Annotated in this window: 23 protein-coding genes; 10 read left to right on the top strand and 13 right to left on the bottom strand. The window is 61.8% G+C overall.

All coding sequences use genetic code 11. From position 1 onward, the window contains the following. Position 1 precedes the first annotated feature (1 nt). Positions 2-469, top strand: a complete 468-nt coding sequence (locus tag GTP23_RS06105) for a SixA phosphatase family protein (protein WP_161034280.1) — start codon at positions 2-4, stop codon at positions 467-469. Between the two features lie 309 nt (positions 470-778). Here the strand turns inward: GTP23_RS06105 and GTP23_RS06100 are convergent, their stop codons facing one another. From GTP23_RS06100 to alr, 5 genes are all read right to left on the bottom strand, one after another. Next, on the bottom strand, positions 779-1,879 hold the full coding sequence (locus tag GTP23_RS06100; RefSeq protein ID WP_161034279.1) for a polyamine ABC transporter substrate-binding protein: 1,101 nt from the start codon (positions 1,877-1,879) through the stop codon (positions 779-781). A gap of 125 nt (positions 1,880-2,004) precedes the next feature. Then, the gene (fliD, locus tag GTP23_RS06095; protein WP_161034278.1) at positions 2,005-3,378 is read right to left on the bottom strand and encodes a flagellar filament capping protein FliD; all 1,374 of its coding nucleotides are present in this window, start codon (positions 3,376-3,378) and stop codon (positions 2,005-2,007) included. Positions 3,379-3,482: 104 nt separating this feature from the next. Continuing rightward, complete coding sequence (locus GTP23_RS06090; RefSeq protein WP_229255931.1) at positions 3,483-3,752, bottom strand: PilZ domain-containing protein; 270 nt, start codon at positions 3,750-3,752, stop codon at positions 3,483-3,485. A 153-nt stretch (positions 3,753-3,905) separates the two neighbouring features. After that, positions 3,906-5,282 carry a DNA repair protein RadA gene (gene radA / locus GTP23_RS06085; RefSeq protein WP_161034276.1) on the bottom strand — a complete coding sequence of 459 codons (1,377 nt, stop codon included), beginning with the start codon at positions 5,280-5,282 and terminating at the stop codon, positions 3,906-3,908. A 2-nt stretch (positions 5,283-5,284) separates the two neighbouring features. After that, complete coding sequence (gene alr / locus GTP23_RS06080; RefSeq protein WP_161034275.1) at positions 5,285-6,379, bottom strand: alanine racemase; 1,095 nt, start codon at positions 6,377-6,379, stop codon at positions 5,285-5,287. 128 nt (positions 6,380-6,507) lie between these two features. Between alr and lplT the strand changes: the two genes are divergently transcribed. Beyond that, the gene (lplT, locus tag GTP23_RS06075) at positions 6,508-7,770 is read left to right on the top strand and encodes a lysophospholipid transporter LplT (protein ID WP_155433640.1); all 1,263 of its coding nucleotides are present in this window, start codon (positions 6,508-6,510) and stop codon (positions 7,768-7,770) included. A 45-nt stretch (positions 7,771-7,815) separates the two neighbouring features. Here lplT and GTP23_RS06070 read toward each other — a convergent pair whose 3' ends face one another. The 4 genes from GTP23_RS06070 to tsaB are packed head-to-tail and all read right to left on the bottom strand — an operon-like array spanning position 7,816 to position 10,964. Further along, entirely contained in the window at positions 7,816-8,796 is a 981-nt protein-coding gene (locus GTP23_RS06070) for a DUF1853 family protein (protein WP_371866828.1), read from the bottom strand. Then, a complete protein-coding gene (locus GTP23_RS06065; protein ID WP_229255930.1) occupies positions 8,789-9,778 on the bottom strand; it encodes a uracil-DNA glycosylase in 990 nt (329 codons plus the stop codon). The genes GTP23_RS06070 and GTP23_RS06065 overlap by 8 nt, the downstream gene beginning before the upstream one ends. 5 nt (positions 9,779-9,783) lie before the next feature. Then, positions 9,784-10,254: a ribosomal protein S18-alanine N-acetyltransferase gene (rimI, locus tag GTP23_RS06060; protein ID WP_161034272.1), complete on the bottom strand. Its 471-nt coding sequence runs from the start codon at positions 10,252-10,254 to the stop codon at positions 9,784-9,786. Beyond that, a complete protein-coding gene (gene tsaB, locus GTP23_RS06055) occupies positions 10,251-10,964 on the bottom strand; it encodes a tRNA (adenosine(37)-N6)-threonylcarbamoyltransferase complex dimerization subunit type 1 TsaB (RefSeq protein ID WP_161034271.1) in 714 nt (237 codons plus the stop codon). Before tsaB ends, rimI begins: the two co-directional genes overlap by 4 nt. A 120-nt stretch (positions 10,965-11,084) precedes the next feature. Here tsaB and GTP23_RS06050 point away from each other — a divergent pair, with 120 nt between their 5' ends. Next, positions 11,085-11,504, top strand: coding sequence for a thioredoxin family protein (locus tag GTP23_RS06050; protein WP_161034270.1), 420 nt, complete (start codon positions 11,085-11,087; stop codon positions 11,502-11,504). 38 nt (positions 11,505-11,542) lie between these two features. Here GTP23_RS06050 and GTP23_RS06045 read toward each other — a convergent pair whose 3' ends face one another. Next, entirely contained in the window at positions 11,543-13,846 is a 2,304-nt protein-coding gene (locus GTP23_RS06045) for a xanthine dehydrogenase family protein molybdopterin-binding subunit (RefSeq protein ID WP_161034269.1), read from the bottom strand. A 19-nt stretch (positions 13,847-13,865) separates the two neighbouring features. Continuing rightward, entirely contained in the window at positions 13,866-16,982 is a 3,117-nt protein-coding gene (locus GTP23_RS06040; protein WP_161034268.1) for an EAL domain-containing protein, read from the bottom strand. A gap of 169 nt (positions 16,983-17,151) precedes the next feature. Between GTP23_RS06040 and GTP23_RS06035 the strand changes: the two genes are divergently transcribed. Beyond that, positions 17,152-17,661: a DUF1993 domain-containing protein gene (locus GTP23_RS06035; protein WP_155433633.1), complete on the top strand. Its 510-nt coding sequence runs from the start codon at positions 17,152-17,154 to the stop codon at positions 17,659-17,661. Between the two features lie 40 nt (positions 17,662-17,701). On the opposite strand, the gene GTP23_RS06030 is transcribed toward GTP23_RS06035, so the two are convergent. Next, on the bottom strand, positions 17,702-17,890 hold the full coding sequence (locus GTP23_RS06030; protein WP_155433632.1) for a DUF1289 domain-containing protein: 189 nt from the start codon (positions 17,888-17,890) through the stop codon (positions 17,702-17,704). Beyond that, the gene (locus tag GTP23_RS06025) at positions 17,883-18,446 is read right to left on the bottom strand and encodes a DUF1415 domain-containing protein (RefSeq protein ID WP_161034267.1); all 564 of its coding nucleotides are present in this window, start codon (positions 18,444-18,446) and stop codon (positions 17,883-17,885) included. Before GTP23_RS06025 ends, GTP23_RS06030 begins: the two co-directional genes overlap by 8 nt. A gap of 225 nt (positions 18,447-18,671) precedes the next feature. Between GTP23_RS06025 and GTP23_RS06020 the strand changes: the two genes are divergently transcribed. From GTP23_RS06020 to GTP23_RS05995, 6 genes are all read left to right on the top strand, one after another. Beyond that, positions 18,672-20,060, top strand: a complete 1,389-nt coding sequence (locus GTP23_RS06020) for a transglycosylase SLT domain-containing protein (RefSeq protein WP_161034266.1) — start codon at positions 18,672-18,674, stop codon at positions 20,058-20,060. Positions 20,061-20,273: 213 nt separating this feature from the next. After that, positions 20,274-21,065: an enoyl-ACP reductase FabI gene (gene fabI / locus GTP23_RS06015; protein WP_161034265.1), complete on the top strand. Its 792-nt coding sequence runs from the start codon at positions 20,274-20,276 to the stop codon at positions 21,063-21,065. 396 nt (positions 21,066-21,461) lie between these two features. Then, complete coding sequence (locus GTP23_RS06010; RefSeq protein WP_155433628.1) at positions 21,462-22,853, top strand: DEAD/DEAH box helicase; 1,392 nt, start codon at positions 21,462-21,464, stop codon at positions 22,851-22,853. Positions 22,854-23,010: 157 nt separating this feature from the next. Beyond that, positions 23,011-23,547: an RNA polymerase sigma factor gene (locus GTP23_RS06005; RefSeq protein WP_161034264.1), complete on the top strand. Its 537-nt coding sequence runs from the start codon at positions 23,011-23,013 to the stop codon at positions 23,545-23,547. Between the two features lie 29 nt (positions 23,548-23,576). Further along, positions 23,577-23,909 carry a hypothetical protein gene (locus GTP23_RS06000; protein WP_229255929.1) on the top strand — a complete coding sequence of 111 codons (333 nt, stop codon included), beginning with the start codon at positions 23,577-23,579 and terminating at the stop codon, positions 23,907-23,909. Next, positions 23,906-25,138, top strand: a complete 1,233-nt coding sequence (locus tag GTP23_RS05995; RefSeq protein WP_161034262.1) for an MFS transporter — start codon at positions 23,906-23,908, stop codon at positions 25,136-25,138. Before GTP23_RS06000 ends, GTP23_RS05995 begins: the two co-directional genes overlap by 4 nt. Positions 25,139-25,236 lie beyond the last annotated feature (98 nt).

Below are 25,236 nucleotides of genomic sequence, written 5' to 3'. Positions count from 1 at the left end.
GATGGATCTGATCCTGTGGCGCCATGCCGAAGCCGAAGACCCTCAGCCGGGCATGTCCGATCTGGAACGTGCGCTGACCGGCAAGGGCCAGAAGCAGGCGCGCCGCATGGGCCAGTGGCTAGGCTCGCAACTGCCCGATAGCTGCAAGGTGCTGGTCAGCCCCGCCATCCGCACCCTGCAGACGGCCGAAGCTCTGGGCCGCAAATACCGCATCCACAACGATCTGGCGCCGGGAGCCGACCCGGCCGACATCCTGAAAGCCGCCAACTGGCCCGGCAACAAGGATTCCGTGCTGGTGGTGGGCCACCAGCCCACACTGGGACAGGTGGCCGCGCTGCTGATGACGGGCGACGACATGGACTGGGAAATGCGCAAGGCCAGCGCCTGGTGGTTCTGCCAGCGCGATGCCGGTGACCCGGCCAGCCTCTACCTGAAAGCCGTGATGGCGGCCGATCTGGTGATGAAATAAAAGCAAGCTGAGCTAGCGCAAAAATCCCGTGGAACGAGCCTTGTAAAACGGCAATTGGCTGCTAGAGTGAAAGCGTATCAACCGGAGGGAGGATCGCATGTTCACCTTGCTCACCATGGGGATCTTCGGCGGAATGATCGCCCTAGTCGTGTATGAAATTATTGTCGAAATGCGCGGCAGCAAACACAAACTGATGGACCGCTATCACGAATAGCCAGTATGGCCTTGAGCCTGACAGGCGCCCGCAGCACACCGCTGCCGGCGCCTTAGTTTTTTGCGGAGCCGCAAGGCGCGGCCCCGTCACACTGCTTACATGCCGGTCTTGAACTTGGTGTAGATGCGGGTGATGTTGCGGCGGATATCGGCCGGCACGGCTTCCGGCGCGGCCATGCGCTGCTTGTCGGCATCGGTCAGGAACACCGTATGGTTGCTGGCGATATCCTTGCGCACGAATTTAACGCTGGCCGAATTCGGGTTGGCATAGAACACCTTGTTGGTCAGGCTGGCATGTACTTCCGGCCGCATGATGTAGTTCATCCACAGGTGGGCATTGTTAGGGTGCGGCGCATCGGCTGGAATCGCCATGGTGTCGAACACCAGTGCAGCCGAAGTCTTGGGCACCAGCACTTCGATCACATTGCCGTTCTTGGCATCGATGGCGCGCTGACGGGCGATACTGATGTCGCCCGACCAGCCCAGCGCCACGCAGACCGCGCCATTGGCCATGTCGTTGATATAACCCGAGGAGCTGAACAGGGTGATGTAGGGACGGATCGATTGCAGCAGCTTGCCCGCTTCCGTGTAATCGGCGGCGTTTTTCGAATACGCCGGTTTGCCCAGATAGATCAGGGCGGCAGGCAGCACTTCCGACGGCGAATCGAGGAAGGACACGCCGCAGGATTTCAGCTTGGCGGCATATTTGGGGTTGAAGATCAGGTCCCAGGCATTGTCCGGCATGGGCATGCCGCCCAGTGCGGCCTTGACCTTGTTCACATTGATGCCGACCGTGGTATAGCCCCACAGCCAGTCGATCAGGTATTCATTGTTCGGGTCTATGCTGGCCAGCTTGGCCTGGATGGCCGGATCCATGTTTTTCAGATTCGGCAGCTTGCTCTTGTCCAGCTTGCGCAGCAGCTTGGCATCGATCTGCAGACGGGCCCATTGCGCCGTCGGCACGACGATGTCATAGCCGGACTTACCGGCCGTCAGCTTGGAATTCAGAATCTCGTTGTTATCAAACAGGTCATAACGAACTTTGATACCGGTCTCTTTTTCAAAGTTTTTCACGGTATCGTCGGCGATGTAATCCGACCAGTTGTAGATATTGAGGACTTTTTCCTCTTGCGCCTGCGCCGCACCTGCCATCAGACCGGCTGCCAGCATCAGACTACCAACCAACTTCCCTGCCATAACACCTCCGAAATAGGAATCTATCACTAGCCCGCATGATCGGGCATAGCTGGCAGGGATGCAAGGAGTTCTGTAGAAAAATGCGCCTAAACGGGGCCCGCGCTGGTGCTGATACCAGTGCTGACTCAGCCCAGCATGTCGAACAGGGTACCGGCACTGCCGGCCGCGCCGTTGATGGCCGAGCCTGCCCCCGTCTGTGCCTGCGCCGAGTAGAGCGCCGCCAGCGCCGTCGCCTGCGCCGTCAGCGCCTTGCTCAGGCTGGCGCGCTTGGCATTGATGCTGGTGATTTCCTTGCTCACCTGCGTGGTTTCCCGCTTCAGCACACTACTGTCCCCCGTCAGGCTACCGGCCTGCGTGGCCAGCAGATCGGCCAGACCGCGGCCTTCGTTGGTGAACAATTTGCCGACAGCGGCCGCATCGGTTTTCAGGGCGGCCTGCAATTTCTTATCATCGAGCACCAGATTGCCATTGGCATCCTGCCCCAGCCCGGCTGTCGCCAGCGCCGATTGCGATACCCCGCCACCCGACCTGAGCAGCGTATTGAACTGGCTGACGGCCTGATTGAGTGCCGTATCGCCTTTCAGATCGCCCTTCTGCAAAGCCTGCAGTTTCTTGTTCAGCTCGTTGTAAGCCGAAACGAAGGATTTCAGATTGCTGCCTATCTGGCTGGCATCCTGCGCCACCGTCACCTCGGTCTTGCCCGTTCCCGTCAGCTTCAGGGTCAGGCCGGCGATGGCCTTGTCCAGCGTATTGCTGGCACTGGTGATCTGCTTGTCGCCCACGGTCAGCACGGCATCGCTGGCCGCGCTCCCCTGTTTGAGTTTTTGCGTACCATCGGGATCGAAGCTGAGCAGGCTTTTCAGCGCCGCATCGCCCGATACGCTGATGCGCATGCTATTGGCTGCGCCGCTGGCGCCCGTCAGGGCCAGCGCATATTTGCCGTCCTCATCCTTGACCACCTTGGCATCCACTCCGGCCGCCTTGAGCGCAGCGGCGATACCATCCAGCGTATTGTTACTGCTATTGATAGTGATGGCTTTGCTGCTGGCGCTGCCATTGATGGTAAAACCCTTGGCACTGGCCGTGCCGAAATCGATCTTGACGGTGGTGACGGCGCCACTCCCGAGCTTGGCGTCGGAAGCCGCAAACGCGTCGCTGGTGAGGAACTGGCCCTGTGCCAGCTGCTTGATATCGAGCGCGTAGGTGCCGGCTTTGGCGGCGCCACTGCTGCTGGCCGTCAGCACGGACTTGGCGGAAACACTGGCACTGGTGCTCAGGCCGCTGCCGCTCAGGCTGGCGGCCAGCGTCTGGAAAGCGGACAAGGCGCTTTTCAGCTGGCCCAGTCCGGATAGCTTGGTCTGATCGGCCTTGAGCGCCGTGTTGAGCTTGGTGGCCACCCCATTCTGGGCAGACATGGTTTTCTGGACGCGGTTATAGACGTCGGTGGACAGCGAAGTACCGCTACTGGTGGTGGCGGTATTGATGGTGGAGGTAGCCATGGTGAGATCCGATCACAATTACTTACATAGTATGCAACATGATGGAATTTTTAAAGCCGCGAGCAGCATCGGAAATCGTGTTCTGCTCGTGCGACTGGCCCTGCCTAGCGCATATATTTGGCGATAGCCGCCGTGACGGCCGCATCAGGATTGACAAACTGGAAGCCGATCTTGAACTGGTCACCGCTGAAGATGCAGTGACTGACCTTGCAGCGGCAGGTCAGCACCTGAGCTTTACCATCGAGAAAAATCTCGTACATCATCTGGCCCGTCTGGCCGGGGTTGAGCTTGTGATCAAAATGCAGCGACAAGCCCTGCGGGCAGATATCGATGGTGCGCCCCTGATAAGGCGGCATCCCGTCCATCGCCACCATAACTTTTGCTCTTAGAATCTTACGCGCTACAGCTCGTTGATCGGCTAACAATTTGCTATCCTTTGTACTAATACTTTGCCAGCTTTTAAGCTGCAAACCACTCTATTTCCCAGCATTTCCGCGCTATTTACGGACAAGCATAACAATACAGGTTTACTGGATTTCGCGCAGCTTGGTAAAGGCATCGTCGATGCGGTCGACGGCCAGTATGCTCATGCCCTCGATAGGCTGCTTGGGCGCATTCGAACTCGGGATCATGGCGATCGAAAAGCCCAGCTTGGCCGCTTCGCGCAAACGCTCCTGGCCGCGTGGCGCCGGACGGATTTCACCGGCCAGCCCCACTTCGCCGAACACCACGAAGCCGCGCGGCAGCGGCTTGTTGCGCATCGACGAATTAATTGCCAGCAGCACAGCCAGATCGGCCGCCGGTTCAGTGATCTTCACCCCGCCCACGGCGTTGATGAAGACATCCTGATCGAAGGCGGCAATACCGGCATGGCGGTGCAGCACGGCCAGCAGCATGGCCAGACGGTTCTGCTCCAGCCCAACGGACAGGCGGCGCGCATTGGGCTGGTGGCTGGCATCGACCAGCGCCTGGATTTCCACCAGCAGCGGACGGGTGCCTTCCTGCGTCACCATCACACAGGAACCAGGCACCTGATTGTCGTGCTGGGACAGGAACAGGGCCGACGGGTTGGACACGCCCTTCAGGCCTTTTTCCGTCATGGCAAACACCCCCAGTTCGTTGACGGCGCCGAAACGGTTCTTGATGGCGCGTACCAGCCGGAAGCTGGAATGGCTATCGCCTTCGAAATACAGCACGGTATCGACGATGTGTTCGAGTACGCGCGGCCCGGCCAGCGCCCCCTCCTTGGTCACATGGCCCACCAGAATAATGGTGATACCGGTCTGCTTGGCCACGCGGGTCAGCTGGGCCGCGCATTCGCGCACCTGCGCCACCGAGCCTGGTGCCGAACTGAGCGCATCCGAATACAGGGTCTGGATCGAGTCGATCACGGCCACTTCCGGCTTCAGGTCGGCCAGCGTGGCAAGAATTTTTTCCAGCTGGATTTCTGCCTGCAGCTTGAGTTCGCGCGCATCGATGGCCAGCCGCTTGGCACGCAAAGCGATCTGGGCACCGGATTCCTCGCCGCTCACATACAGCACTTTTTTCAGATGCGACACATTCGCCAGCGCCTGCAGCAGCAGCGTGGACTTGCCGATGCCGGGGTCGCCGCCTATCAGTACCACGCCACCCGCCACCAGCCCGCCACCCAGTACACGGTCGAATTCCTCGATGCCGGTGCCGAAACGGGGCACGTCGATGGCATCGATATCGGCCAGCGACAGCACGGGCGCCGTCTGCGCCAGCGACAGATGCTGGGGCTGGGAATAGCGGTTGTTGCCACCCGTTTCCACCAGCGTCTCCACCATGGTATTCCACTGCTGGCAGGCGCTGCACTGCCCCGTCCATTTATTGGCCGTGGCACCGCATTCGCTGCAGGTGTACTGGGTTTTCGCCTTGGCCATGCTCAGCCTTCCACCACCGGCACCCGCGGCGCCAGCGCGCACATCAGCTCATAGCCTATGGTGCCGGCTGCCGTGGCCACATCATCGATAGGGTTGCCACGGCCCCACAGCACTACCTTGCTGCCTACCTTGGCCTGCGGCAGGTTGGTCAGGTCCACCGTCAGCATATCCATCGATACGCGGCCGATCAGACGGGTGCGCACACCATCGACCAGCACTGGCGTGCCCAGCGGCGCGTGCCGCGGATAGCCGTCCGCATAGCCGCAAGCGACCACGCCTATGCGCATCTTGCCTTCGGCCTGGAAACGGCTGCCGTAGCCGACCAGCTCGCCATCTGCGATTTCCTGCACGCCTATGATTTCGCTGCTCAGCGTCATGGCCGGCTGCAGGCCGAACTGCTGGGCCGTGGCGCCGCCCGGGGTGGCGCCGTACAGCATGATGCCGGGGCGTATCCAGTCGTTGCGCAGAGTTTTCTGGTGCAGCAGCACGCCGGCCGAATTGGACAGACTACGCGCCCCTTCCAGCCCGGCCGTACCGGCTTCGAAACGGCGGATCTGCTCGGCGATAGGCAGCAGCGGATGCTCGGTATCGTCGGCATTGGCAAAGTGGGTCATCATGGTGATGCTGGCCACACAGGAAATCGCGCTCAGGCGGGCATGGGCCGCCGCAAAGGCTTGCGGCATGAAACCAAGACGGTTCATGCCGCTATTCATTTTCAGATGCAGATCAAATCGCACCCCGCGCGCCGTCAGGCGCTCCTGCGCCGCTTCCAGCCAGGCCAGTTGCTCATTGCAGTGCACGGCGGCCTGCAGATTGTGCTCGGCCATGGTCTCGATATCCTGGGCGTCAAAAAAACCTTCCAGCAGCAGGATAGGCTTGGTCCAGCCCAGTTCGCGCAGGCGCACGGCGTAATCGACTTCTACCAGCGCCAGTCCGTCGGCTTCGGCAAAGCCGCGCATGGCCCGCTCCAGCCCGTGGCCATAGCCATTCGCCTTGAGTACGCCCCAGGCGCGCGCGCCGGGCGACTGCGCTTTTGCCAGCGCCAGGTTATGTTTCAGGGAATCAACGTGGATGGTAGCGAGTATAGGCCTAGGCATAATCACAATACGCAAAATCAGAGAAGCCCGTATTTTACCGTGTGGCGCCTCTAGCGCGCGGTGCAATTCTTGGGGATACGAACAAAGCATGGTATAAAGCAAGCCAGATAAGTTTTCAGGCATCCAGTATGAAGCGTGGTTTCTACACCATCATGGCAGCGCAGTTCTTCTCCTCTCTGGCGGATAATGCACTGCTGTTCGTTGCGATAGACTTGCTGGTTACCATGAAGTCGCCAGCATGGATCACCCCGCTGCTGAAACTCTCGTTCACGCTGTTTTACGTGCTGTTGGCCGCATTTGTCGGCGCTTTCGCGGATTCCATGCCCAAGGGCAAGGTCATGTTCATTTCCAATCTGATCAAGGTTGCGGGCTGTTTACTGATCTTTGCCGACGTCCATCCCCTGCTCGCCTATGCGCTGGTGGGCTTCGGCGCCGCCGTCTACTCGCCCGCCAAATACGGCATCCTCACTGAATTACTTCCCGCAGAGAAACTTGTTGCCGCCAACGGCTGGGTGGAAGGCCTGACCGTGCTGTCGATTATTTTCGGCACCGTGCTGGGTGGCAAACTGGTGGGCGCACAGGTATCGGGCTTCCTGCTGTCGTTCGACCTGCCCTTCTTCGATACCGGCATCGACACGGCACCGGAAGCCGCGCTGTGCGTGGTGGTGGCCATTTATGCCCTGGCAGCCCTGTTCAATACCCGTATTCCCGACACGGGCTGCGTGTACGGCCATCAGGAGCGCAACCCGATCAAGCTGATCGGCGAATTCTCCAACTGCGTCACCCTGCTGTGGAAAGACAAACTGGGCCAGATTTCGCTGGCCGTCACCACCCTGTTCTGGGGCGCTGCCCAGACCCTGCAATTCATCGTGCTGGAATGGGCTAACCGTACCCTGCACCTGAGCTATGAACAGTCGACCAGTCTGGTCGGCGTAGTGGCCATCGGCGTGGCGCTGGGCGCCGTGCTCTCGGCCCGCTTCATCGCCCTGCGCAAGTCGCTGGCCGTGATTCCCATGGGCATAGCCATGGGCGTGATCGTGATGAGCATGACGCTGGTGACCTCGGTCAAAGTGGCATACCCTCTGCTGATACTGGTCGGCCTGCTGGGCGGTTTCTTCCTGGTACCGATGAATGCTCTGCTGCAGCACCGCGGCCACGTGCTGATGAGCGCCGGCCATTCCATCGCCGTGCAGAACTTCAACGAGAATCTGTCCATCCTCACCATGCTGGCCGTGTACTCGCTGATGCTGCGCGCCCACCTGAATCTGGACGTGATCATCGTGCTGTTCGGCCTGTTCCTCGCCGGCACCATGCTGTTCATCCTGCGCAAGCATCAGGCCAACCAGCGCGAGTTCGATTCCGTCGCGCTGATCGGCGAAGCCAAACACTGATCACCGGCCTGCGCCGGCCCGCCACAGCGTTACGCTGACGCCGGCTCAGACCGGCAGCGCGCCGCTCTGGCGGCGCTGCATGGCCAGTTCGGGCCACGCATCGGGCACCACGAAACCACGCCGCACTTCCACCAGACTCTCGCCGTAAGGCAGCAGATGCGCCACCATCACCGGCGCAGGCAATTGCGCCTGCTGGTCGTCCAGCGCCAGCAGCAGCTCGGCCAGATCCAGCACGGCCGCCTCGCCGGCAGCCGCCAGCGGCAGGCGCACGGGCGCCAGCCATTGCAGCCGCGGCAACAGCACAAAGCGCTCGCCTTCCAGTTGCGCCGCTGCGCTGCGCGTCAGCCAGTAGCCATGGCAATGTGCGCTGGAGATGCCGGACATCTGCGCCGGAGTTTGCGGCGGGTAGAACAGCCAGCCCTTGGCCAGCGCCTGCGCCTGCGTCACGGGCTTGGATAGCAATGGCTGCGCTGCCGGATGGGCCGACAGGGACAGCTGCTGCTGGAAGATCTTGCGCATCTTGGCACCCAGTGTATCGGCCAGATTCGGGCCGATCAGACCACTGAAATCGCTGGCCGCAGCGGCATCGAGCAGATAGAACTTGGTGGCGAATTCAAGGTGCTGCAGGCCGTCACCGGCGTTCAGCAGGAAATCGAACTCGCCCACGGTGTCGTTACGGCTGGCGCGCACCTGCAGTCCATGGGCATGCAGCTGGCCTTGCGCTGCGAAATAGAAGGCCATCAGCAGCTCGGCATATTTACCGAGGCGAGTCTGGCGGTGCTGACCTAAGGCCGCTTCCAGCGCGGCCGGCTGGCGGTCCAGTGCAGCCAGCCAGTCGGCCACGGCTGCACTCACCGGCCCTAGCGTAGCCACCTGCCCCTGCCACTGGGGCGCGGCGGGGTCGAGCAGATCGGGCGCATCGAGCAGCCAGGCCAGCGCCCGCACATGGGGATGGGCCAGATGGCCCCAGCGCTGCGCAAAGCCAGCCTGATAGGCATCGCCTTGCGCGAGCAGAGGATTAGTCACGCACCGACCTTGCCAGACACAGATCGGCCCATGCTTTGGCCTTGTCCTGCGGACGTTGCAGCAGATCGTCAGGATGATAGGTGGCGACGACGGGCAGACCGCTGGCGCCATAGGTCATCACGCTGCCCCGTGCCGCTGCGCCAAGCATCAGGCCGCGCGCTGCATGTTGGCCGAAGGTTATTGCCAGCGTCGCCCCCGTCAGCGCCAGTTCGCGCTCCAGATACGGGCGGCAGGCTTGCAGTTCCGGCGCACTGGGCGCGCGCTCCTGTCCCTGATCATCCACGGGGCGGCACTTCACCAGCGCCGTCAGATAGACATCGCTGGCCAGATCGAGCTCGATGGCGCCCAGCATATTGCCCAGTAACTGGCCGGCGTCGCCCGATACCAGTTCTGCCGCCGCTTCGTCCTGTGCCGAGGCGGCAGCCACCACTGCGATAGCGCCAGCCGTATGGCTGCCACGTCCGATGGTGGGCTGCTGGCGGCTCCGGCACAGCGTACAGCGGGTGCATAGACTGATGGCGCTTTGCAGGGCAGGCCAGTCCAGCGCAGCGATCGCCGCATCGGACAGCGACGCGGCACTGGCACCAATGGCGGCAGGCGCTGCCACTGCCGGTGCCCCCTTCAGAGTCGGCGCCACCATGGGCGCAGGAACATCGTCGAACCACGACATGTCTTCCGCACCGGCAGTTTTGCCCGACACCGAAGCCGGAACTGAAACGGGGGCGGGGGCGGCGACAGGCGCCGCGGGTGAGGCCGGTGCCGGCGCCATCGCCACAGCTCCCGCCGGAGCTGCGGAATGCGCACGAACCGGCAGCTCTGCCGCATCCATCGCCGGCGGCGCGATATCGTCCTGCGCGACATCGGTCAGCGGCTCCGCCTCGGCAGGCAGCTCGTCGGCTGCAGGCACGGCCGGGCGCTGGCGCAACTGCCATTGCACGCCTATGTCCATCTCGTCGAGGAAAATGGCCGAACGTTTATCCATGGCGCTCATAGCAGGAAACGCATCACCAGTGCGTCCTCGCGTTGTCCGTTAGCGGCCGGATAATAGCCCTTGCGCCGGCCTATGTGTTTGAAACCATAGCGCTCGTAGATTTCCAGCGCCCGCGTATTCGAAGGCCGCACTTCCAGCAGCATGGATTCCATGCCCAGCCCGCGCGCACAGGCCACGGCCTGGTTCAGCAGAAAACGCCCCAGCCCCTTGCCCTGCTGCTCGGCCGCCACCGCGACATTGAGCAGATGGGCTTCATCGACTACCGCCATGACGAGGAAATAACCGAGCAGGCTGCCGCTCTGGTCGCGCAGCACCCATGCCTGATACTGGCTGCGCAGCGAATCCTCGAAATTGGCCAGACTCCACGGATGGGGATAGACGCTCGCCTCCAGTGCTGCCACTTCCAGCAGATCGGCCGGCTGCATAGGCTCGTACTGCAGCCGCGCCAGATCCCACACCGGTTTCACGCGCCGCCCTCCGCCGCTTTGGCAGCCGCCATGGCGGCCCGTTCGGCCTGCGTGTAAGCGATCTTGTTGCGCAGGTAGAGCGGCTGGGCATCGGCCGCCGTCACGGTCTGCCCGGCGGCAAACGCCAGCGCCGCCAGCTGCGCGATCTGTACTGCATGCGGCATGATGGCAGCATCGCCGCGCGCCAGTGGCGTTTCAGCATACGCTTCGGCGTAGGCCGACAGGCCATTGCCGCACGCCAGCGGCGTACCTTGCGGCTGCACCGCAGCCGGTGCCGACAGCACCGGTGCCAGCACCGCCTGCGGACTGCCATCGGCGCCAAAGCGATACTGCGCCCAGTACACCTCGCCCATGCGGGCATCGAGCACGGTCAGCACGTCCCGTGCAGCGTGCTGCTGATGGCAGGCCAGCGCCATGGCATCGAGCGTCACCACTGGCACTACGGGCAGGCTGGCGCCAAATGCCAGCCCTTGCGCCACGCCGCAAGCCGTGCGCACGCCCGTGAAGGAACCGGGACCGGAGCCGAAGGCAATGGCGTCGCAATCGCACAGGGCGATACCGGCTTCGGCCAGCAGTTCCTGTATCATCGGCAAGACCGACTGGGAATGGGTACGCACCCCGGACGAGACGCGGCTCAGCACCGACTCGCCGCGCAGCAGCGCGCAGGAAGCCAGTTCGGACGAAGTTTCAATGGCAAGAATAATAGGCATCCCCTATTTTAACCTGCCGCGCTAACAGGCGCGACCCCGCTCAGCCATGTAAAATACGCCCCTTAGGCGACTTGCCGCCGCAGCCTGAACCCGCATCCGACTAAAATTCTGACTCTGGCCATGCCTGTAATCACCCTGAACGCCGACAACCGCAAGGAACTGGCCGCCGCCATCGCTGGCGAAGGCTGGGTGGTGGCCTGCCTGTGCGCCGCATGGTGCGGCACCTGCGGCAGCTACCGTGCCACTTTCGAAGAACTGGCCAGCCGCCATCCGGACAAACAGTTTGTCTGGATCGATATCGAAGACCACGCCGACGTGGTGGGCGATCTTGACGTAGAAAACTTCCCTACCCTGCTGATCCAGCATGATGACGTGGTGGCCTTCTTCGGCACCACCCTGCCCGATGCCGGCGTGGCACACCGCCTGATCACGGCGCAGGCTGCGCTCAGCGAGGCCGAACTGGCTGCACAAGCGGCCAGCAGCGCCGAACGGCGCGACTGGCAGAACGACTGCAATCTGCGCACGCTGCTGACGGACTGACGCGCTGCGTCAGCGCAGCAGCCCACAGGACTACAGCACTACAGCGTGAGCGGCAGACTGCGCAAGCGCTTACCCGTCAGTTTGAACACGGCATTGGCCACCGCCGGCGCTATCGGCGGCGTGGCCGGTTCGCCCATCCCTTCCGGATGTTCGGCGCTAGGCAGTATCAGCGTTTCCACCACCGGCGCCTGCGGCATGCGCAGCACGGGGTAGTCGTGGAAATTGCTCTGCTCGACCTTGCCATCCTTGATGGTGATGGCGCCATACAGCGCTGCCGACAGCCCGAATAGCACCGCCGATTCAGCCTGCTGGGCAATGATGTTGGGATTGACGGCGATGCCGCAATCAATCGCACACACCACTTTGTAGACGCGGATCTGGCCCTCTTCGATCGCCACCTCGGCCACCTGCGCCACGATGGTACCGAAAGACTGGTGCAGCGCCACGCCATGGGCGCGCCCCGCAGCTGGCGCACCGGCACGTGCCACGGCCGCATCGAGCACGGCCAGATGGCGCGGATGGCGCTGCAGCAGGCCACGCCGGAAGCTCACCCCGTCCTGCCCCGCCGCATGAGCCAGTTCATCGATAAAGCTCTCCTTGAAGAAGGCATTGTGCGAATGCCCGACGGAGCGCCAGTAGCCCAGCGGCACGGCGCTGTCGACGATCACATGGCTGATGCGCTGATGGGGGAATTCGTACTGCATGTCGAACTCGCCCTCGGCCGTGGTCTTATCGGGACCGCCGGCAGGCAGGCCCAGATTGCGCGCCAAGAACTGGTGCGACACCGAACCGCTGGCCGATTTGCACACCAGCCCCAGCACGCGCCCCTGCCCATCGAGCGCGGCCTGAAAACGCGACAGCGCAGCCGGACGGTAGACGTCATGGCCGGTATCGTCTTCGCGGCTCCAGATCATCTGCACCGGTACGCCGCCAGCCTGTTTGGCCACAGCCACCACCTGCGCCACCATGTCTACATCGAGCCGGCGGCCAAAGCCGCCGCCCAGCATGGTAACCACCAGTTCGACCTGATCATCGGCTACACCGGCCGCCTTGGCGGCCGCCTGCACGGCAAAGCCGGGCGACTGGGTGGGCACCCACAGCCGGACCTTGCCATCCCTGACCTGCGCCGTGCAATTGATAGGTTCCATGGCCGCGTGTGCGAGGAAGGGTGCGCGGTATTCGGCCGTAATGCGCTTTACGCCAGCAGCGCTACCTGCCTGCTGCAGCGCGCCTTCAGCATCGCCCTGTGCGTAATAAGTGTGGCCTGCTTCATGATCCAGACGGGCCGCCATATCGGCATAAATGGCTGCGCTATTCAGGCTGGCACCCGGCCCCTCCTGCCACTCAAGCGGCAAGGCCAGTGCGGCCTGCCTGGCCTGCCAGTAGCTACGCGCCAGCACGGCCACGCCGGCACCAGCGCCAGTGCGCGCAGGCAGCGCGGCAGAAAAGTCCACCACCTGCAGCACGCCGGGCATTTTCAGCACGGCGCTCGGCTCGACTTTTGCCACACTGGCGCCGATCACGGGCGCCATGCGTACGGCCGCATACACCATGCCCTCGGGCCGCACATCGATGCCGAATATGGCACTGCCATTGACTTTGGCCGCTGCATCACGGCGCGGCTGGGCACGGCCTATCAATTTGAAGTCCTGCGGCGCTTTCAGCACCACCTCCGCCGGTGTGGCCGTCACGGCCGCATGGGCCAGTGCGCCATAGGCCAGACGGCGCCCGTCCGCATGGATCACGAAGCCCTGCTCGGTGCGGCAGTCGGCCGCGCGGGCCTGCCATTGCTTGGCCGCTGCAGCCAGCAGCATGGCACGGGCCGTAGCACCCGCTTCGCGCATGGGCAGCCAGCCATCCTTGACGCTGGACGAACCACCCGTGATGATCAGCCCCAGCTCGCGCGCCACCTTGCCCACCATCCAGCTGGCGGCTGCCTTCAGGCGGCCATCGTCATCGGGGTGGAACGGCAGGCCATCCTTGAGCATGGCGATGTTGCCGTAGATTTTATCGATGGGCGCTTGTACCAGCCGGATCGCTGCCAGCGGCACATCGAGTTCTTCCGCCACCAGCATGGGCAAGGCCGTGTGTATGCCCTGCCCCATTTCGCTGCGCGGCATGGCCAGCATCACGCTGCCATCGGCGCCCAGTGCGATCCAGCCGTTCAGTGCCACCGCGTCGCCGCTCAGTGGCAAAGGATGGCTGGCATGCAGGCGCTGGCGCGGCGGCAGCACGCCCCAGCCCACCACCAGCGCCCCCAGCGCTGCTGCGCCGCCAAAGATGAAACGCCGGCGCGATGACCGGACAGGGACGCGCTGTGGCGCCTGCTGATCTTGCTGCATGAGGGAGTCTCCCGTTTTTTTATTTTTTCCAGTGCGTCAGCATAACATCGGCATCCAGCGGTTTGCTGTACAGGTAGCCCTGCGCCAGATGGCAGCCGTGGCGCAGCAGGAACTCGGCCTGCTGCGTCGTCTCCACCCCTTCCGCAATGACGGACAGATTCATGCTCTTGCCCAGCTGGATGATCGCGATGGCGATCGCTTCGTCATTGACGTCGGTGGATATGTCCTTGATGAAGGAGCGGTCGATTTTCAGGGTCTGCACGGGCAGCTGCTTGAGATAGGCCAGCGAGGAATAGCCGGTGCCGAAATCGTCGATGGCCAGCCCGACGCCGATGGCGTGCAGGTCGTTGATGAAGACCATGGCATCGTCGGTATTCATGATCACCGACTCCGTCACCTCTAGCTGCAGCCGGGCCGGTTCCAGACCCGTCTCGCGCAGCGTATCGGCCACCATGTTGACAATGCTGCCCCGCTCGAACTGCTTGACGGACAGATTGACGGCGATCTTGGGCACCACCAGCCCGGCTTCCTGCCAGCGCACCATCTGGCGGCAGGCTTCGCGCAACACCCACTGCCCCAGCTGGTTGATAAAGCCCGTATCTTCGGCCAGCGGGATAAAGCGGATAGGCGGCACCAGCCCCAGTTCCGGATGGTTCCAGCGCACCAGCGCTTCCACCCCGACCAGAGTGCCCGTATCGATATCGACCTGGGGCTGGTAGTTGAGGAAGATTTCGTCTTTTTCGATCGAGCGGCGCAGGAAGGTCTCCAGCCGCAGGCGCTCCACCCCTTCGCCCGTCATCGACGGCGTGTAGAAGCTATAACCGTTACGGCCGCGCGCCTTGGCCTGATACATGGCCACATCGGCATTACGGATCAGCATATTCAGGTCGGTGGCATCATCAGGGAACAGGCTGATGCCCACGCTGCAGGTGACGAACAGTTCGTGGCCGGCCACCACGAAAGGCTGCTCGAACATCTGCACCAGTTTTTCCGCCACCTGGCTGGCGCCATACTGGTTATCGATATCTTCCAGCAGCACGATGAATTCATCGCCGCCCAGCCGCGCCAGCGTATCGCCTTCGCGCAGGCGCGCCTGCAGCGCCTTGGAGACCTGCTTGAGCAGCTCGTCGCCGATGTGGTGACCCAGCGTATCGTTGACGTATTTGAAGCGGTCCAGATCGATGAACAGCAGCGCCAGCTGCTCCTTGTCGCGCGAGGCACGCTGCAGCGCATGCTGCAGGCGGTCGTGGAACAGCAGGCGGTTAGGCAGCGCCGTGAGCGGGTCGTGGTGCGCCAGATGATCGAGTTTTTCCTGCGATTCCTTGGCCTTGGTGATGTCGCTGAACACGCCCACATAATGGGTGGTGACGCCATCGCCGTCACGCACGGCATTCACCGTCAGCTGTTCCAGATACAGCTCGCCGCTCTTGCGGCGGTTCCAGATTTCGCCACGCCAGTGGCCCTGCGTCACCTGCTCCTGCCACATGCTTTCGTAGAAGGCCGCATCGTGCCGGCCCGAACGGGTCAGCGTATGGTCCTGGCCCAGCGCCTCGGCTTCGGTATAGCCGGTAATCTGGGTGAAGGCCGGATTCACCGCCACGATCATGCCCTGGCCATCGAGCACCACCACGCCGTCAGCGATGTGCTCGATCACAGTGGCCGACAGGCGCAGCTTCTCTTCCGATTCCTTGCGCTCGCTGATATCGGCAAACACCCAGATGCTGCCTTCTTCCGCATGCTGTTTGTCGAGCGCACAGCCGCTGACCAGACACCACAGCATGCTGCCATCCTTGCGCCGGTAATGGCGTTCTTCGCTGAAGTATTCGCCCTGCGACAGCGCACGGTACTGGCGTATGCCGCTGGCTTCGAAGTCGAAACTGTCGGCAAACAGGATGGCCGTGGACGCCCCCGTCAGCGCACCCGGCTCGTAGCCGAACAGCTGTTCGCAACGACGGTTGACGGAGACGATCTGGCGGTGGCGCACAAACATCACGCCGAACATCACGTTATCGAGAATCGCGCTCTGCTCGGCCAGCAGGGCGGCAATCCGCATTTCATTCGACTTGCGCTGGCTGACATCGGAAATGATGCCGTCCACCCAGGGTGCCGGATCATCTTCATGGGTCTGCGGCTGGCCGTTTTCCAGCACCCAGCGTTCCACCCCGCCTGCATCGACGATGCGGTATTCCACTTCATACGGCTGGCGCGACTGGATGGCATCCGTGACGGCGCGGCGCTGGCGGCGCCGGTCTTCCGGCACGATCAGATTGGTCCATTCATGGGTGGTGCCGCGCATGAACTGGGCGGCCGGATAGCCGGAAATCTCTTCGATGGCTTCCGAGACAAAATCGATGGCGCCATCGGGACGGCAGCGGAACACCGCCCCCGGCACCTGCGTCACGATGGTGCGGAAACGCTCTTCGCGCTGGCCGATATCGTCGAACAGACGGCGGATCGCCACCCGCATCTGGTCCAGCTGGCTGGCCAGCAGACCCAGTTCATCGCTGCCGCTCAGATCCAGCCGGGTGTCGAAATCGCCATGCGAGAGCCGGTTGGAAAAGCGCATCAGCTTGCGCAGCGGTTTCATCAGGCGGGCGTTCAGGAACAGCACGATCAGCAGCGCGGAAATCAGCACCTGCCCGGCCAGCACCAGAATATACGAGGTGCGCTTCTCGGCCAGCTCCTGCTGGCTGCGCGCATCATCCATTTCCAGCGTGATATGGCCGATACGCTCGCCGCGCATCACTACTTCGCGCTCGGCACGCAGCACATGGCCCGTCAGCTTGCGCTGCGACTGCGCTTTCATGAACTGGATATCGGCCTGCCCCACCACCTGCACCTGCAGCACGGCAGGGTCGCGCATGACGGAGTCGACCAGCGAATGGGCCGATTCGGTGTTCATATTCCACAACGATTCCTGCATGCCCAGCGCCAGAATGTCGGCATTGCGCTGCAAAGCCTCCTGCAGCGCCGTACGGGCGGCTTCCTGCTCGCGCACCCCCACCAGCACATAGCTGCCGACCATGGCAGGCACGCCCAGACCGCCCAGCACCACGAGCAATAGCGCACCATAAATGGAGCGTCCGTAGAGTAATCCCAGCCGTGCACGCAGGCTGACTATCAGGCGACTAAGCATGCGGGCAAGAGGAACAGAGTTGAAACAGCATCGTGTAGGGCGCTCTGGATAGCGGAAAAATAATATTACTAGACAGAATTATGCACGGATTCCGTCTTAAAAGTTCCATGGCATGCAAAAATCTCCATGGCAGGCTATGATCGCCACTCACCGATTACGAGGGACCACCATGACTACCTTCTCTATGTACACCGCATCCATCCCCGTGTTTAAACAGATACTGGGCGCCCAGCTGGCATTGCTGGAAAAGGCTGAAGCACATGTTGCAGAAAAGAAAATTGATCCGCAAGCGCTGCTGCAATACCGCCTCTATCCGGACATGCTGAACTTCACCCGCCAGATCCAGATCGCCTGCGACTTTGCCAAAGGTGCGGCGGCCCGCCTCGGCGGTCAGGACGTGCCTTCCTACGACGACAACGAAACCAGCTTCGCCGAACTGCGCGCCCGCATCGAGAAAACTCTGCATTTCATCGAAAGCGTGCCGCGCAGCGCCATCGAAGGCAGCGAAGGCCGCGCCATCACCACCGGCAGCGGCGAGAAAACCAAACACTTCATGGGCGCCGTGTATCTATTCCACTACGCTCTGCCGCATTTCTATTTCCACGCCACCACGGCCTACGACATCCTGCGCCACAACGGCATCGAAATCGGCAAGAAAGACTTTATCGGTAATTACTAAGCTCTAACTAAGCTGCACGGCCGCCCGGCGGCCCTAGGCTTCAGGTGTTGCGGCGCGGATAGCCCTGCGCCAGGATGCGCTGCCACACCACTTCCTTGGCCTCGGCGCTCATGGAGACCCAGTGCGCCACCTCCGTCACACTGCGGCCGCAGCCGCGGCAGATTTCATCGAAGGTGGTCGAGCACACGGCCACGCACGGCGTATCGGGCCGGATCGGCAGATCACTCATCTTTGCCCTGCATCAGCTTGTCCCAGCCATCGTGGCCCAGCGCCCGCATGGTGGCGATATTCTTTTCGAAAATATCGGCCGCTTCGGGGAAGGCTTCCACGGCGCGGTCTATGCTGTCTTCGCGGATCAGGTGCAGGGTAGGATAAGGCGAACGGTTGGTGTAGTTGTCGATATCGTTACGGTCGGTATCGGCAAACTGGTAATCCGGGTGGAAGCTGGCAATCTGCAGTTCGCCATCGAGCTGCAGCTCTTCCAGCGCCGCATCGGCCACATCAAGAAACTCGTTGAAGTCCTCGAAATCCGTCAGCACCTGCGGGTGGATCAGCAGGGTGGTATCGATTTTCTCGGGGTTGGCTTCGGCCAGCACTTCCAGTTCCGCCACCAGCTGCTCGAGCAGCTGTTCCGGCGTGGTGGCGTCCGAGACCACATAGCGGATCTGCTTCTTCACCTGCACTGCCTTGGCAAACGGGCACAGGTTCAGGCCGATCACTGCCTTGTCCACCCAGTGGGCAGTGGCGGCAATAACGGCATCATGATCGGGGACGGGACGGCTCATATTCAATTCCTTGTGGACTGCGCAAAAGCAGGATTGTACGCACTCTGCCGCGGAAAGCCTACTTCCCGCATTCTGCCGCCATCTGCGCGCTATCTGATTGGAAATATTCCACAAACCACCCTGTCATACGCCTGACATAGTTCTTGACGTGCCGGCAGGGTCTCCGTACACTCGGGGTTTATTCATAGTCCGATCGATGTTTCCAGTCGACAATATTAGGATACTATGCAAGCACGAATTCCCCATTCCGCAGTTCTGGCTACTCTGCTAGTGCTGGAACTACTAGCGCCGGCCCAGGCTCACGATGACAACACCGGCTACCCGCCGGCAGGCTCAGCCGCCACCAGTCCAGTCAACAGCGTCAGCAGCAACCTCCCCCGCTTCCCCGTCTCCGACCTCAGCTCCCAGAAACCCGCCAAACCGGCCGCCAAAAGCGCCGAGGACGATGCTTTCCGCGAAAAAGACGTGTGGGGCCGCATCCGTAGCGGCTATGCCATCCCCGATATCAGCAATGAGCTGGTCGGCAAGCATGTGAACTGGTATGCCACCCGCCCCGACTACATTGCCCGCACCACCACGCGCGCTTCGCGCTACCTGTTCCATGTGGTGACGGAACTGGAAAAACGCGGCATGCCGACCGAACTGGCGCTGCTGCCCTTCATCGAATCGGCCTTCAACCCGCAAGCCCTGTCCAGCGCCAATGCGGCCGGCATGTGGCAGTTCGTACCGGGCACGGGACGCGATTTCAACCTCAAGCAGGATGCCTTCAAGGATGAGCGACGCGGCATACTGGCCTCGACCGATGCTGCCCTGACCTATCTGCAGCGCCTGTACGATATGTTCGGCGACTGGCAACTGGCGCTGGCCGCCTACAACTGGGGCGAAGGCTCGGTGCAGAAAGCCATCAAGCGCAATCAGGCGGCCGGCAAGCCTACCGATTTCGAAAGCCTGGCCGAACTGATGCCGGCCGAAACCCGCAACTATGTGCCCAAGCTGCAGGCCGTGAAAAACATCGTGGCCAATCCGGCCCAGTACGGCCTGAACCTGCCCGCCATCGACAACACGCCGTATTTCACGGCCGTGGACAAGACCAGCGATATCGACCTGACCATTGCGGCCCATCTGGCCGAACTGTCGGTGGACGAATTCAAGGCCCTGAACCCGCAGTTCAAGCGCCCCGTGATCACGGGCGACGAACAGACCAAGATTCTGCTGCCCAAGGAAAACGCCGACAAATTCCACCTGAATCTGGCCCAGTGGGGGAAAAACCTGTCCACCTGGACCACCCACAAGATCACCAGTGCACGCGAAAGCATCAGCACGCTGGCCTCGCGCTTCCACACCACGCCCGATGTGATTCGTCAGGCCAACAATATTCCGCAGAAAACGGCACTCAAGGCCGGCTCCACCATTCTGGTGCCGAAACTGTCGACCAGCGCCAGCATCGACATTCCGGCCGAAGTGGAACGCACGGCCACCGTCGCCTTCGAAACCGAGCGCGAACGCAGCAGCAAAGCTGGCAAAGTCAGCAAGACTAGCTACAAGCAGGCCCGCAGCGACAGCAAATCGGAAAAAAACAGCACGCACAAGAAACGTCACAAACACGACGACTAATGCTGTCTCAAGGGCAAAACTGTCGTTTTTGCTCCGTTTTATCCAGTTCGGGGCCGGTTTTCACGGAAATCGGCCTGCCGACCGGGTTGCAGTAGCGTCCTACTGGCCCTACAATCTCGGTCTTGTCCGGCCTCCGGCCAACTCAACAACCAAACTGACGTCGCCAGCCCGCCTACTCGGCCAGCCAGGCACGCAGTCGCAATCGGAGTCAATATGGCGTTCCTGCAAGGCAAAAAAATCCTCATCACTGGTTTGCTGTCGAACCGTTCCATCGCTTACGGTATCGCTAAAGCTTGCCACCGCGAAGGCGCCGAACTGGCGTTCACCTATGTGGGCGAACGTTTCAAAGACCGCATCACCGAGTTCGCTGCCGAATTCGACAGCAAGCTGGTATACGACTGCGACGTCACCAGCGACGAGCAGATCGCTGCCCTGTTTACCGATCTGGCCCAGAGCTGGAACCAGCTCGATGGTCTGGTGCACGCCATCGGTTTCGCCCCGCGCGAAGCCATCGCTGGCGAATTCCTCGACGGCCTGACCCGCGAGAACTTCCGCATTGCCCATGACATTTCCGCCTACAGCTTCCCGGCACTGGCCAAAGCCGCCCTGCCGCTGCTGAAAGAAGGTTCCTCGCTGCTGACCCTGTCGTATCTGGGCGCCATCCGTGCCATCCCTTACTACAACACCATGGGTCTGGCCAAAGCTTCGCTGGAAGCCTCGGTACGCTATCTGGCCGAGAACCTGGGCAAGCACGGCATCCGTTCCAACGGCATTTCCGCCGGTCCGATCAAGACTCTGGCCGCTTCCGGCATCAAGGACTTCGGCAAACTGCTGGGCTTTGCTTCCTCGCACGCTCCGCTGCGCCGCAATGTGACGATCGAAGAAGTCGGCAACACGGCCGCCTTCCTGCTGTCCGATCTGGCCTCCGGCATCACCGGCGAAATCACCTATGTCGATGGCGGTTTCTCGCATGTGATGGGCCTGAACGCGGAAGACTACGCATAAGCTGGCACCTAGCCACGAAAAAAGCGCCCGCTGGGCGCTTTTTTTTTCGCCGGCCAGTTTGCCGCCATACCGGCAGCGGTGACAGCGGCAAATGCGGCAGCGCAAAAATAGCTGGTGCAGCCCTGCGCAATCTCGTATATAATGCCGCCCTGCCCTGTACATTACAGTGGCAAAGATAACAATGAGCAGCTTCGCAAGCCTGTAGCGCACCCCTGGGGTGTCGCGATTTATAAAGCCCTCCCGCCCTGTGTGTCGAACCTGACACCGTCCCGGCGCAAAGCTTTTGTGCCGAAATTTCTGTCCTATACTAGTTCGATGGGCCATTTCGTCTGTGGTTGGCGTTGCTATATCGCGCTCGGCGCCTGAGCCGGACGCAGAATTTTACGAAAGAACAGCATGACATTTGAAGCACTTGGTCTCAACACGTCCATTATCAAAGCCCTGACCGACGCCGGCTACACCAAGCCTACGCCCGTGCAGGAGCAAGCCGTACCCGCCGCCATCGCCGGCAAGGACTTGTTGGTTTCCTCGCAAACCGGTTCCGGCAAAACGGCAGCATTCATGCTGCCTTCGCTGCACCGTCTGTCCGCCCTCGAGCCAGCCGCCGGCGGCAAAACCCACAATCAGGAAATGCAGGCCGCGCGCGCCCGTGGCGAACGTCCACGTTTCAAGCCTGCCCAGCCAAAAATGCTGGTGCTGACCCCGACCCGCGAACTGGCCCTGCAAGTGACCACCAATACTGACAAATACAGCGTCAACCTGCGCCGCCTGAAAGCCGTGTCGATTCTGGGCGGCATGCCTTACCCGAAACAGATGCAACTGCTAGCCAAGAATCCCGAGATTCTGGTGGCAACGCCAGGCCGTCTGATCGACCACATGGAATCGGGCAAGATCGACTTCTCGCAACTGGAAATTCTGGTGCTGGACGAAGCTGACCGCATGCTGGACATGGGCTTCATCGACGACATCGAAAAAATCGTCGCCGCCACCCCGGCCAGCCGCCAGACCATGCTGTTCTCGGCCACGCTGGACGGCGTGGTCGGCAATATGGCACGCCGCATCACCAAAGATCCGCAGATCATCCAGATCATGACGGCCGCCAACAAGCATGAAAACATCACCCAGCGCGTGCACTTCGTTGACGACCTGTCGCACAAGAACCGCCTGCTGGACCACCTGCTACGCGACGAAGCGCTCGATCAGGCCGTGGTATTCACCGCCACCAAGCGCGACGCCGACACCATCGCCGACCGTCTGAACATCGCCGGTTTCTCGGCCGCCGCACTGCATGGCGACATGCACCAGGGCGCCCGTAACCGCACGCTGGAAAGCCTGCGCCGCGGCCACGTGAAGATTCTGATCGCCACCGACGTTGCCGCCCGCGGTATCGACGTACCGAACATCACCCACGTGTTCAACTACGATCTGCCGAAATTCCCGGAAGACTATGTGCACCGCATCGGCCGTACCGGCCGTGCCGGCCGTAACGGTCTGGCCATCTCGCTGGTCAACCACGCCGAAGGCATGAACGTGAAGCGTATCGAGCGCTTCACCAAGCAGCTGATTCCGGTCAACGTGATCGAAGGCTACGAGCCGAAGAAAACCAGCTTCCCGCCACGTTCGAGCTCGCGTCCGGGCGGCTGGAAGCCGGGCGACAACCGCAATGGCGCCAAGCCGGGCCAGCGCAGCTTCAGCAAGCCGGGCGCACCGCGCAAGGAAGGCGGCTACAAAGGTAGCAACCCGCGCAGCAGCGAAGGCGCAGCCCGCCGCAGCTACGGCGACCGCTAATCGGCCGCCCCGCCCGTTCAGTCCCGCCGGCGCGATCTGAACGGGTAAAAACCCCGCAACGCCACCGCCAGTCACACTGCCGGTGGCGTTTTTTCTAACTGCGACTACAATATCTGCTCTGCTGGCCCGTCTTCAGGGCATGACTTCCGCGCAAACCATGACAGAACAGGCCATTACCGCCGCCGTGCTCAAGGAGCGTTCACGCCTAGGCAACTTTATCCGCCGCCGCGTGGCCGACCCTACCGATGCCGACGACATCCTGCAGGATGTGTTCCATGAGTTCGTGCAAGCCTATCGTTTACCGGAACCGATAGAACAGGTGACTGCGTGGCTCTACCGTGTAGCACGCAACCGCATCATCGACCGCTTCCGCAAGAAGCGCGAAGTGGCGCTGGCCGATCTGACTGGCAGCGACGATGATGAAGAATATACCCTCGACCTGCTGCTACCTTCGCCTGATGGCGGCCCCGAGGAAGCTTATGCCCGCGCCACCCTGCTGGAAGAACTGCAGGCGGCGCTGGAAGATTTACCCGCTGCCCAGCGTGATGTTTTCGTCGCCCACGAACTCGACGGCGTCAGCTTCAAGGAAATGGCCGAGGCCAGCGGCACCCCCATCAATACTCTGCTGGCACGCAAGCGCTATGCCGTGCAATACCTGCGCGCACGCCTGCAATACCTGTACGAGCCCGAATAAGGAGAACTGCAATGCGTTGGAAACTGTGTATGATCCCGATGATCCTGATCGCCGTCGCTGCCATGTCGGCACTGGTGATGCTGCTCTGGAATGCTGTGATGCCGGCCATCTTTACCGGCGCCCAGTGCATCGATTTCTGGCATGCCATGGGCCTACTGGTGCTATGCCGCATCCTGTTCGGCGGCTTCCGCGGCCGGCGCGGCCACGGTCATGGCCATCACGGCTTCGGCCGCGAGCGCTGGGCACGCTGGCAAGCCATGACGCCGGAAGAGCGGGCCCTGTTCCACAAGAATCGCGGCATCTTCTGCCGCCCCAAAGCTGAACCCAAACCCGCAGCCAAACCTGAAGCCCAAGCTGAATGAAAAAACACTCCGCCGCACCGTTTAGCAGTTACCAGAAAATCGTCGTAGGCCTGCTGGCCTTCCTGCAGTTCGCCGTCATCCTCGACTTCATGCTGATGTCGCCGCTGGGGGCGCTGATCATGCCGGCCTTGCAGATCAGCCCCAGCCAGTTCGGTGTCGTCGTCTCGGCCTACGCCTTCAGCGCCGGCATTTCCGGCCTGCTCACCGCCGGTTTTGCCGACCGCTACGACCGCAAGCGTTTGCTGCTGTTCTTCTACACCGGCTTCATCCTCGGTACCCTGTGGTGCGGCATGGCGCAAAGCTTTGAATCGCTGCTGCTGGCGCGCATCGTCACCGGCCTGTTCGGCGGCGTGATCGGCTCGGTGGTGCTGGCCATCGCCACCGACCTGTTTGCACCGGAGCAGCGTGGCCGCGTGATGGGCCTGATCCAGACCGCGTTTGCCGCCAGTCAGGTGCTGGGCCTGCCGGCCGGCATCTACCTGTCCAACCAGTGGAACTGGCATGTGCCCTTCATTGCCATGGCCCTGTTCGGTCTGGCCGGCGGCCTGCTGGTGGTCTGGCAGATGCAGCCCGTGAATGCCCACCTGAAGCAGCCGCAGGAACATAGCGCCTGGCTGCACCTGTACCACACGCTGACCGAGCGCGAGCACCTGCTGGCATTCGCCATCACGGCCCTGCTCAGCACGGGTGGCTTCATGCTGATGCCCTTCGGCAGCGCCTACGTGGTCAACAATCTGGGCATCTCGCTCGACCACCTGCCCACCATCTATCTGGTGACGGGCCTGTGCACCATCTTCATCGGGCCACTGGTGGGCAAGGCGGCCGACAGCGTGGGCAAATTCCGCGTCTACCTGTTCGGCACCGTGCTGTCTATCGCCATGGTGCTGATTTACACCAATCTGGGCCACATCTCGCTGCTGGCCCTGATCATCGTGAATACCCTGCTGTTCATCGGCATCTTCTCGCGCATGATCCCCGTGCAGGCCATGATGAGTAGCGTGCCGACGGCCACCAAGCGGGGCGCATTCAATGCCATCAGCGCCTCCATCCAGCAGCTGTCGGGCGGGCTGGCTTCGGTGCTGGCCGGGCATATCGTGGTCAGTGGCGCCGGCGGCCAGTTGCTGCATTTTGACCGCATCGGCTACGTGGTCGTTGCTTCCGCTTTGCTAGCTATGGTGCTGGTGTGGCGGCTGCACCAGCAACTGGCGCTACGGCCCCGGCAATCTTGAGTTTCTGTCCAAGACAATGAAATAATTGAATACATTGTTGCCGCACGGCATCTTTTTTGTACTATAATGGTTCATGACGATTACCGCTCGCCCACTAT

It is taken from the genome of Duganella fentianensis (assembly GCF_009857835.1).
Classification (GTDB): domain Bacteria; phylum Pseudomonadota; class Gammaproteobacteria; order Burkholderiales; family Burkholderiaceae_D; genus Rugamonas; species Rugamonas fentianensis.
Note: the sequence above shows the minus strand (reverse complement) of the source record. Positions and strands in the feature narration are given on the sequence as shown.

What these genes read in the sequence shown, in the direction of transcription:
- GTP23_RS06100 (WP_161034279.1), bottom strand. Translation starts at nt 1,879, where the DNA reads ATGGCAGGGAAGTTGGTTGGTAGTCTGATGCTGGCAGCCGGTCTGATG.
- radA (WP_161034276.1), bottom strand. Translation starts at nt 5,282, where the DNA reads ATGGCCAAGGCGAAAACCCAGTACACCTGCAGCGAATGCGGTGCCACG.
- fliD (WP_161034278.1), bottom strand. Translation starts at nt 3,378, where the DNA reads ATGGCTACCTCCACCATCAATACCGCCACCACCAGTAGCGGTACTTCG.
- GTP23_RS06025 (WP_161034267.1), bottom strand. Translation starts at nt 18,446, where the DNA reads ATGAGCCGTCCCGTCCCCGATCATGATGCCGTTATTGCCGCCACTGCC.
- GTP23_RS06000 (WP_229255929.1), top strand. Translation starts at nt 23,577, where the DNA reads ATGATCCCGATGATCCTGATCGCCGTCGCTGCCATGTCGGCACTGGTG.
- GTP23_RS06035 (WP_155433633.1), top strand. Translation starts at nt 17,152, where the DNA reads ATGACTACCTTCTCTATGTACACCGCATCCATCCCCGTGTTTAAACAG.
- lplT (WP_155433640.1), top strand. Translation starts at nt 6,508, where the DNA reads ATGAAGCGTGGTTTCTACACCATCATGGCAGCGCAGTTCTTCTCCTCT.
- GTP23_RS06010 (WP_155433628.1), top strand. Translation starts at nt 21,462, where the DNA reads ATGACATTTGAAGCACTTGGTCTCAACACGTCCATTATCAAAGCCCTG.
- fabI (WP_161034265.1), top strand. Translation starts at nt 20,274, where the DNA reads ATGGCGTTCCTGCAAGGCAAAAAAATCCTCATCACTGGTTTGCTGTCG.
- GTP23_RS06005 (WP_161034264.1), top strand. Translation starts at nt 23,011, where the DNA reads ATGACAGAACAGGCCATTACCGCCGCCGTGCTCAAGGAGCGTTCACGC.
- GTP23_RS06040 (WP_161034268.1), bottom strand. Translation starts at nt 16,982, where the DNA reads ATGCTTAGTCGCCTGATAGTCAGCCTGCGTGCACGGCTGGGATTACTC.
- GTP23_RS05995 (WP_161034262.1), top strand. Translation starts at nt 23,906, where the DNA reads ATGAAAAAACACTCCGCCGCACCGTTTAGCAGTTACCAGAAAATCGTC.
- tsaB (WP_161034271.1), bottom strand. Translation starts at nt 10,964, where the DNA reads ATGCCTATTATTCTTGCCATTGAAACTTCGTCCGAACTGGCTTCCTGC.
- GTP23_RS06065 (WP_229255930.1), bottom strand. Translation starts at nt 9,778, where the DNA reads ATGGATAAACGTTCGGCCATTTTCCTCGACGAGATGGACATAGGCGTG.
- GTP23_RS06045 (WP_161034269.1), bottom strand. Translation starts at nt 13,846, where the DNA reads ATGCAGCAAGATCAGCAGGCGCCACAGCGCGTCCCTGTCCGGTCATCG.
- GTP23_RS06090 (WP_229255931.1), bottom strand. Translation starts at nt 3,752, where the DNA reads ATGGTGGCGATGGACGGGATGCCGCCTTATCAGGGGCGCACCATCGAT.
- alr (WP_161034275.1), bottom strand. Translation starts at nt 6,379, where the DNA reads ATGCCTAGGCCTATACTCGCTACCATCCACGTTGATTCCCTGAAACAT.
- GTP23_RS06030 (WP_155433632.1), bottom strand. Translation starts at nt 17,890, where the DNA reads ATGAGTGATCTGCCGATCCGGCCCGATACGCCGTGCGTGGCCGTGTGC.
- GTP23_RS06105 (WP_161034280.1), top strand. Translation starts at nt 2, where the DNA reads ATGGATCTGATCCTGTGGCGCCATGCCGAAGCCGAAGACCCTCAGCCG.
- GTP23_RS06050 (WP_161034270.1), top strand. Translation starts at nt 11,085, where the DNA reads ATGCCTGTAATCACCCTGAACGCCGACAACCGCAAGGAACTGGCCGCC.
- GTP23_RS06020 (WP_161034266.1), top strand. Translation starts at nt 18,672, where the DNA reads ATGCAAGCACGAATTCCCCATTCCGCAGTTCTGGCTACTCTGCTAGTG.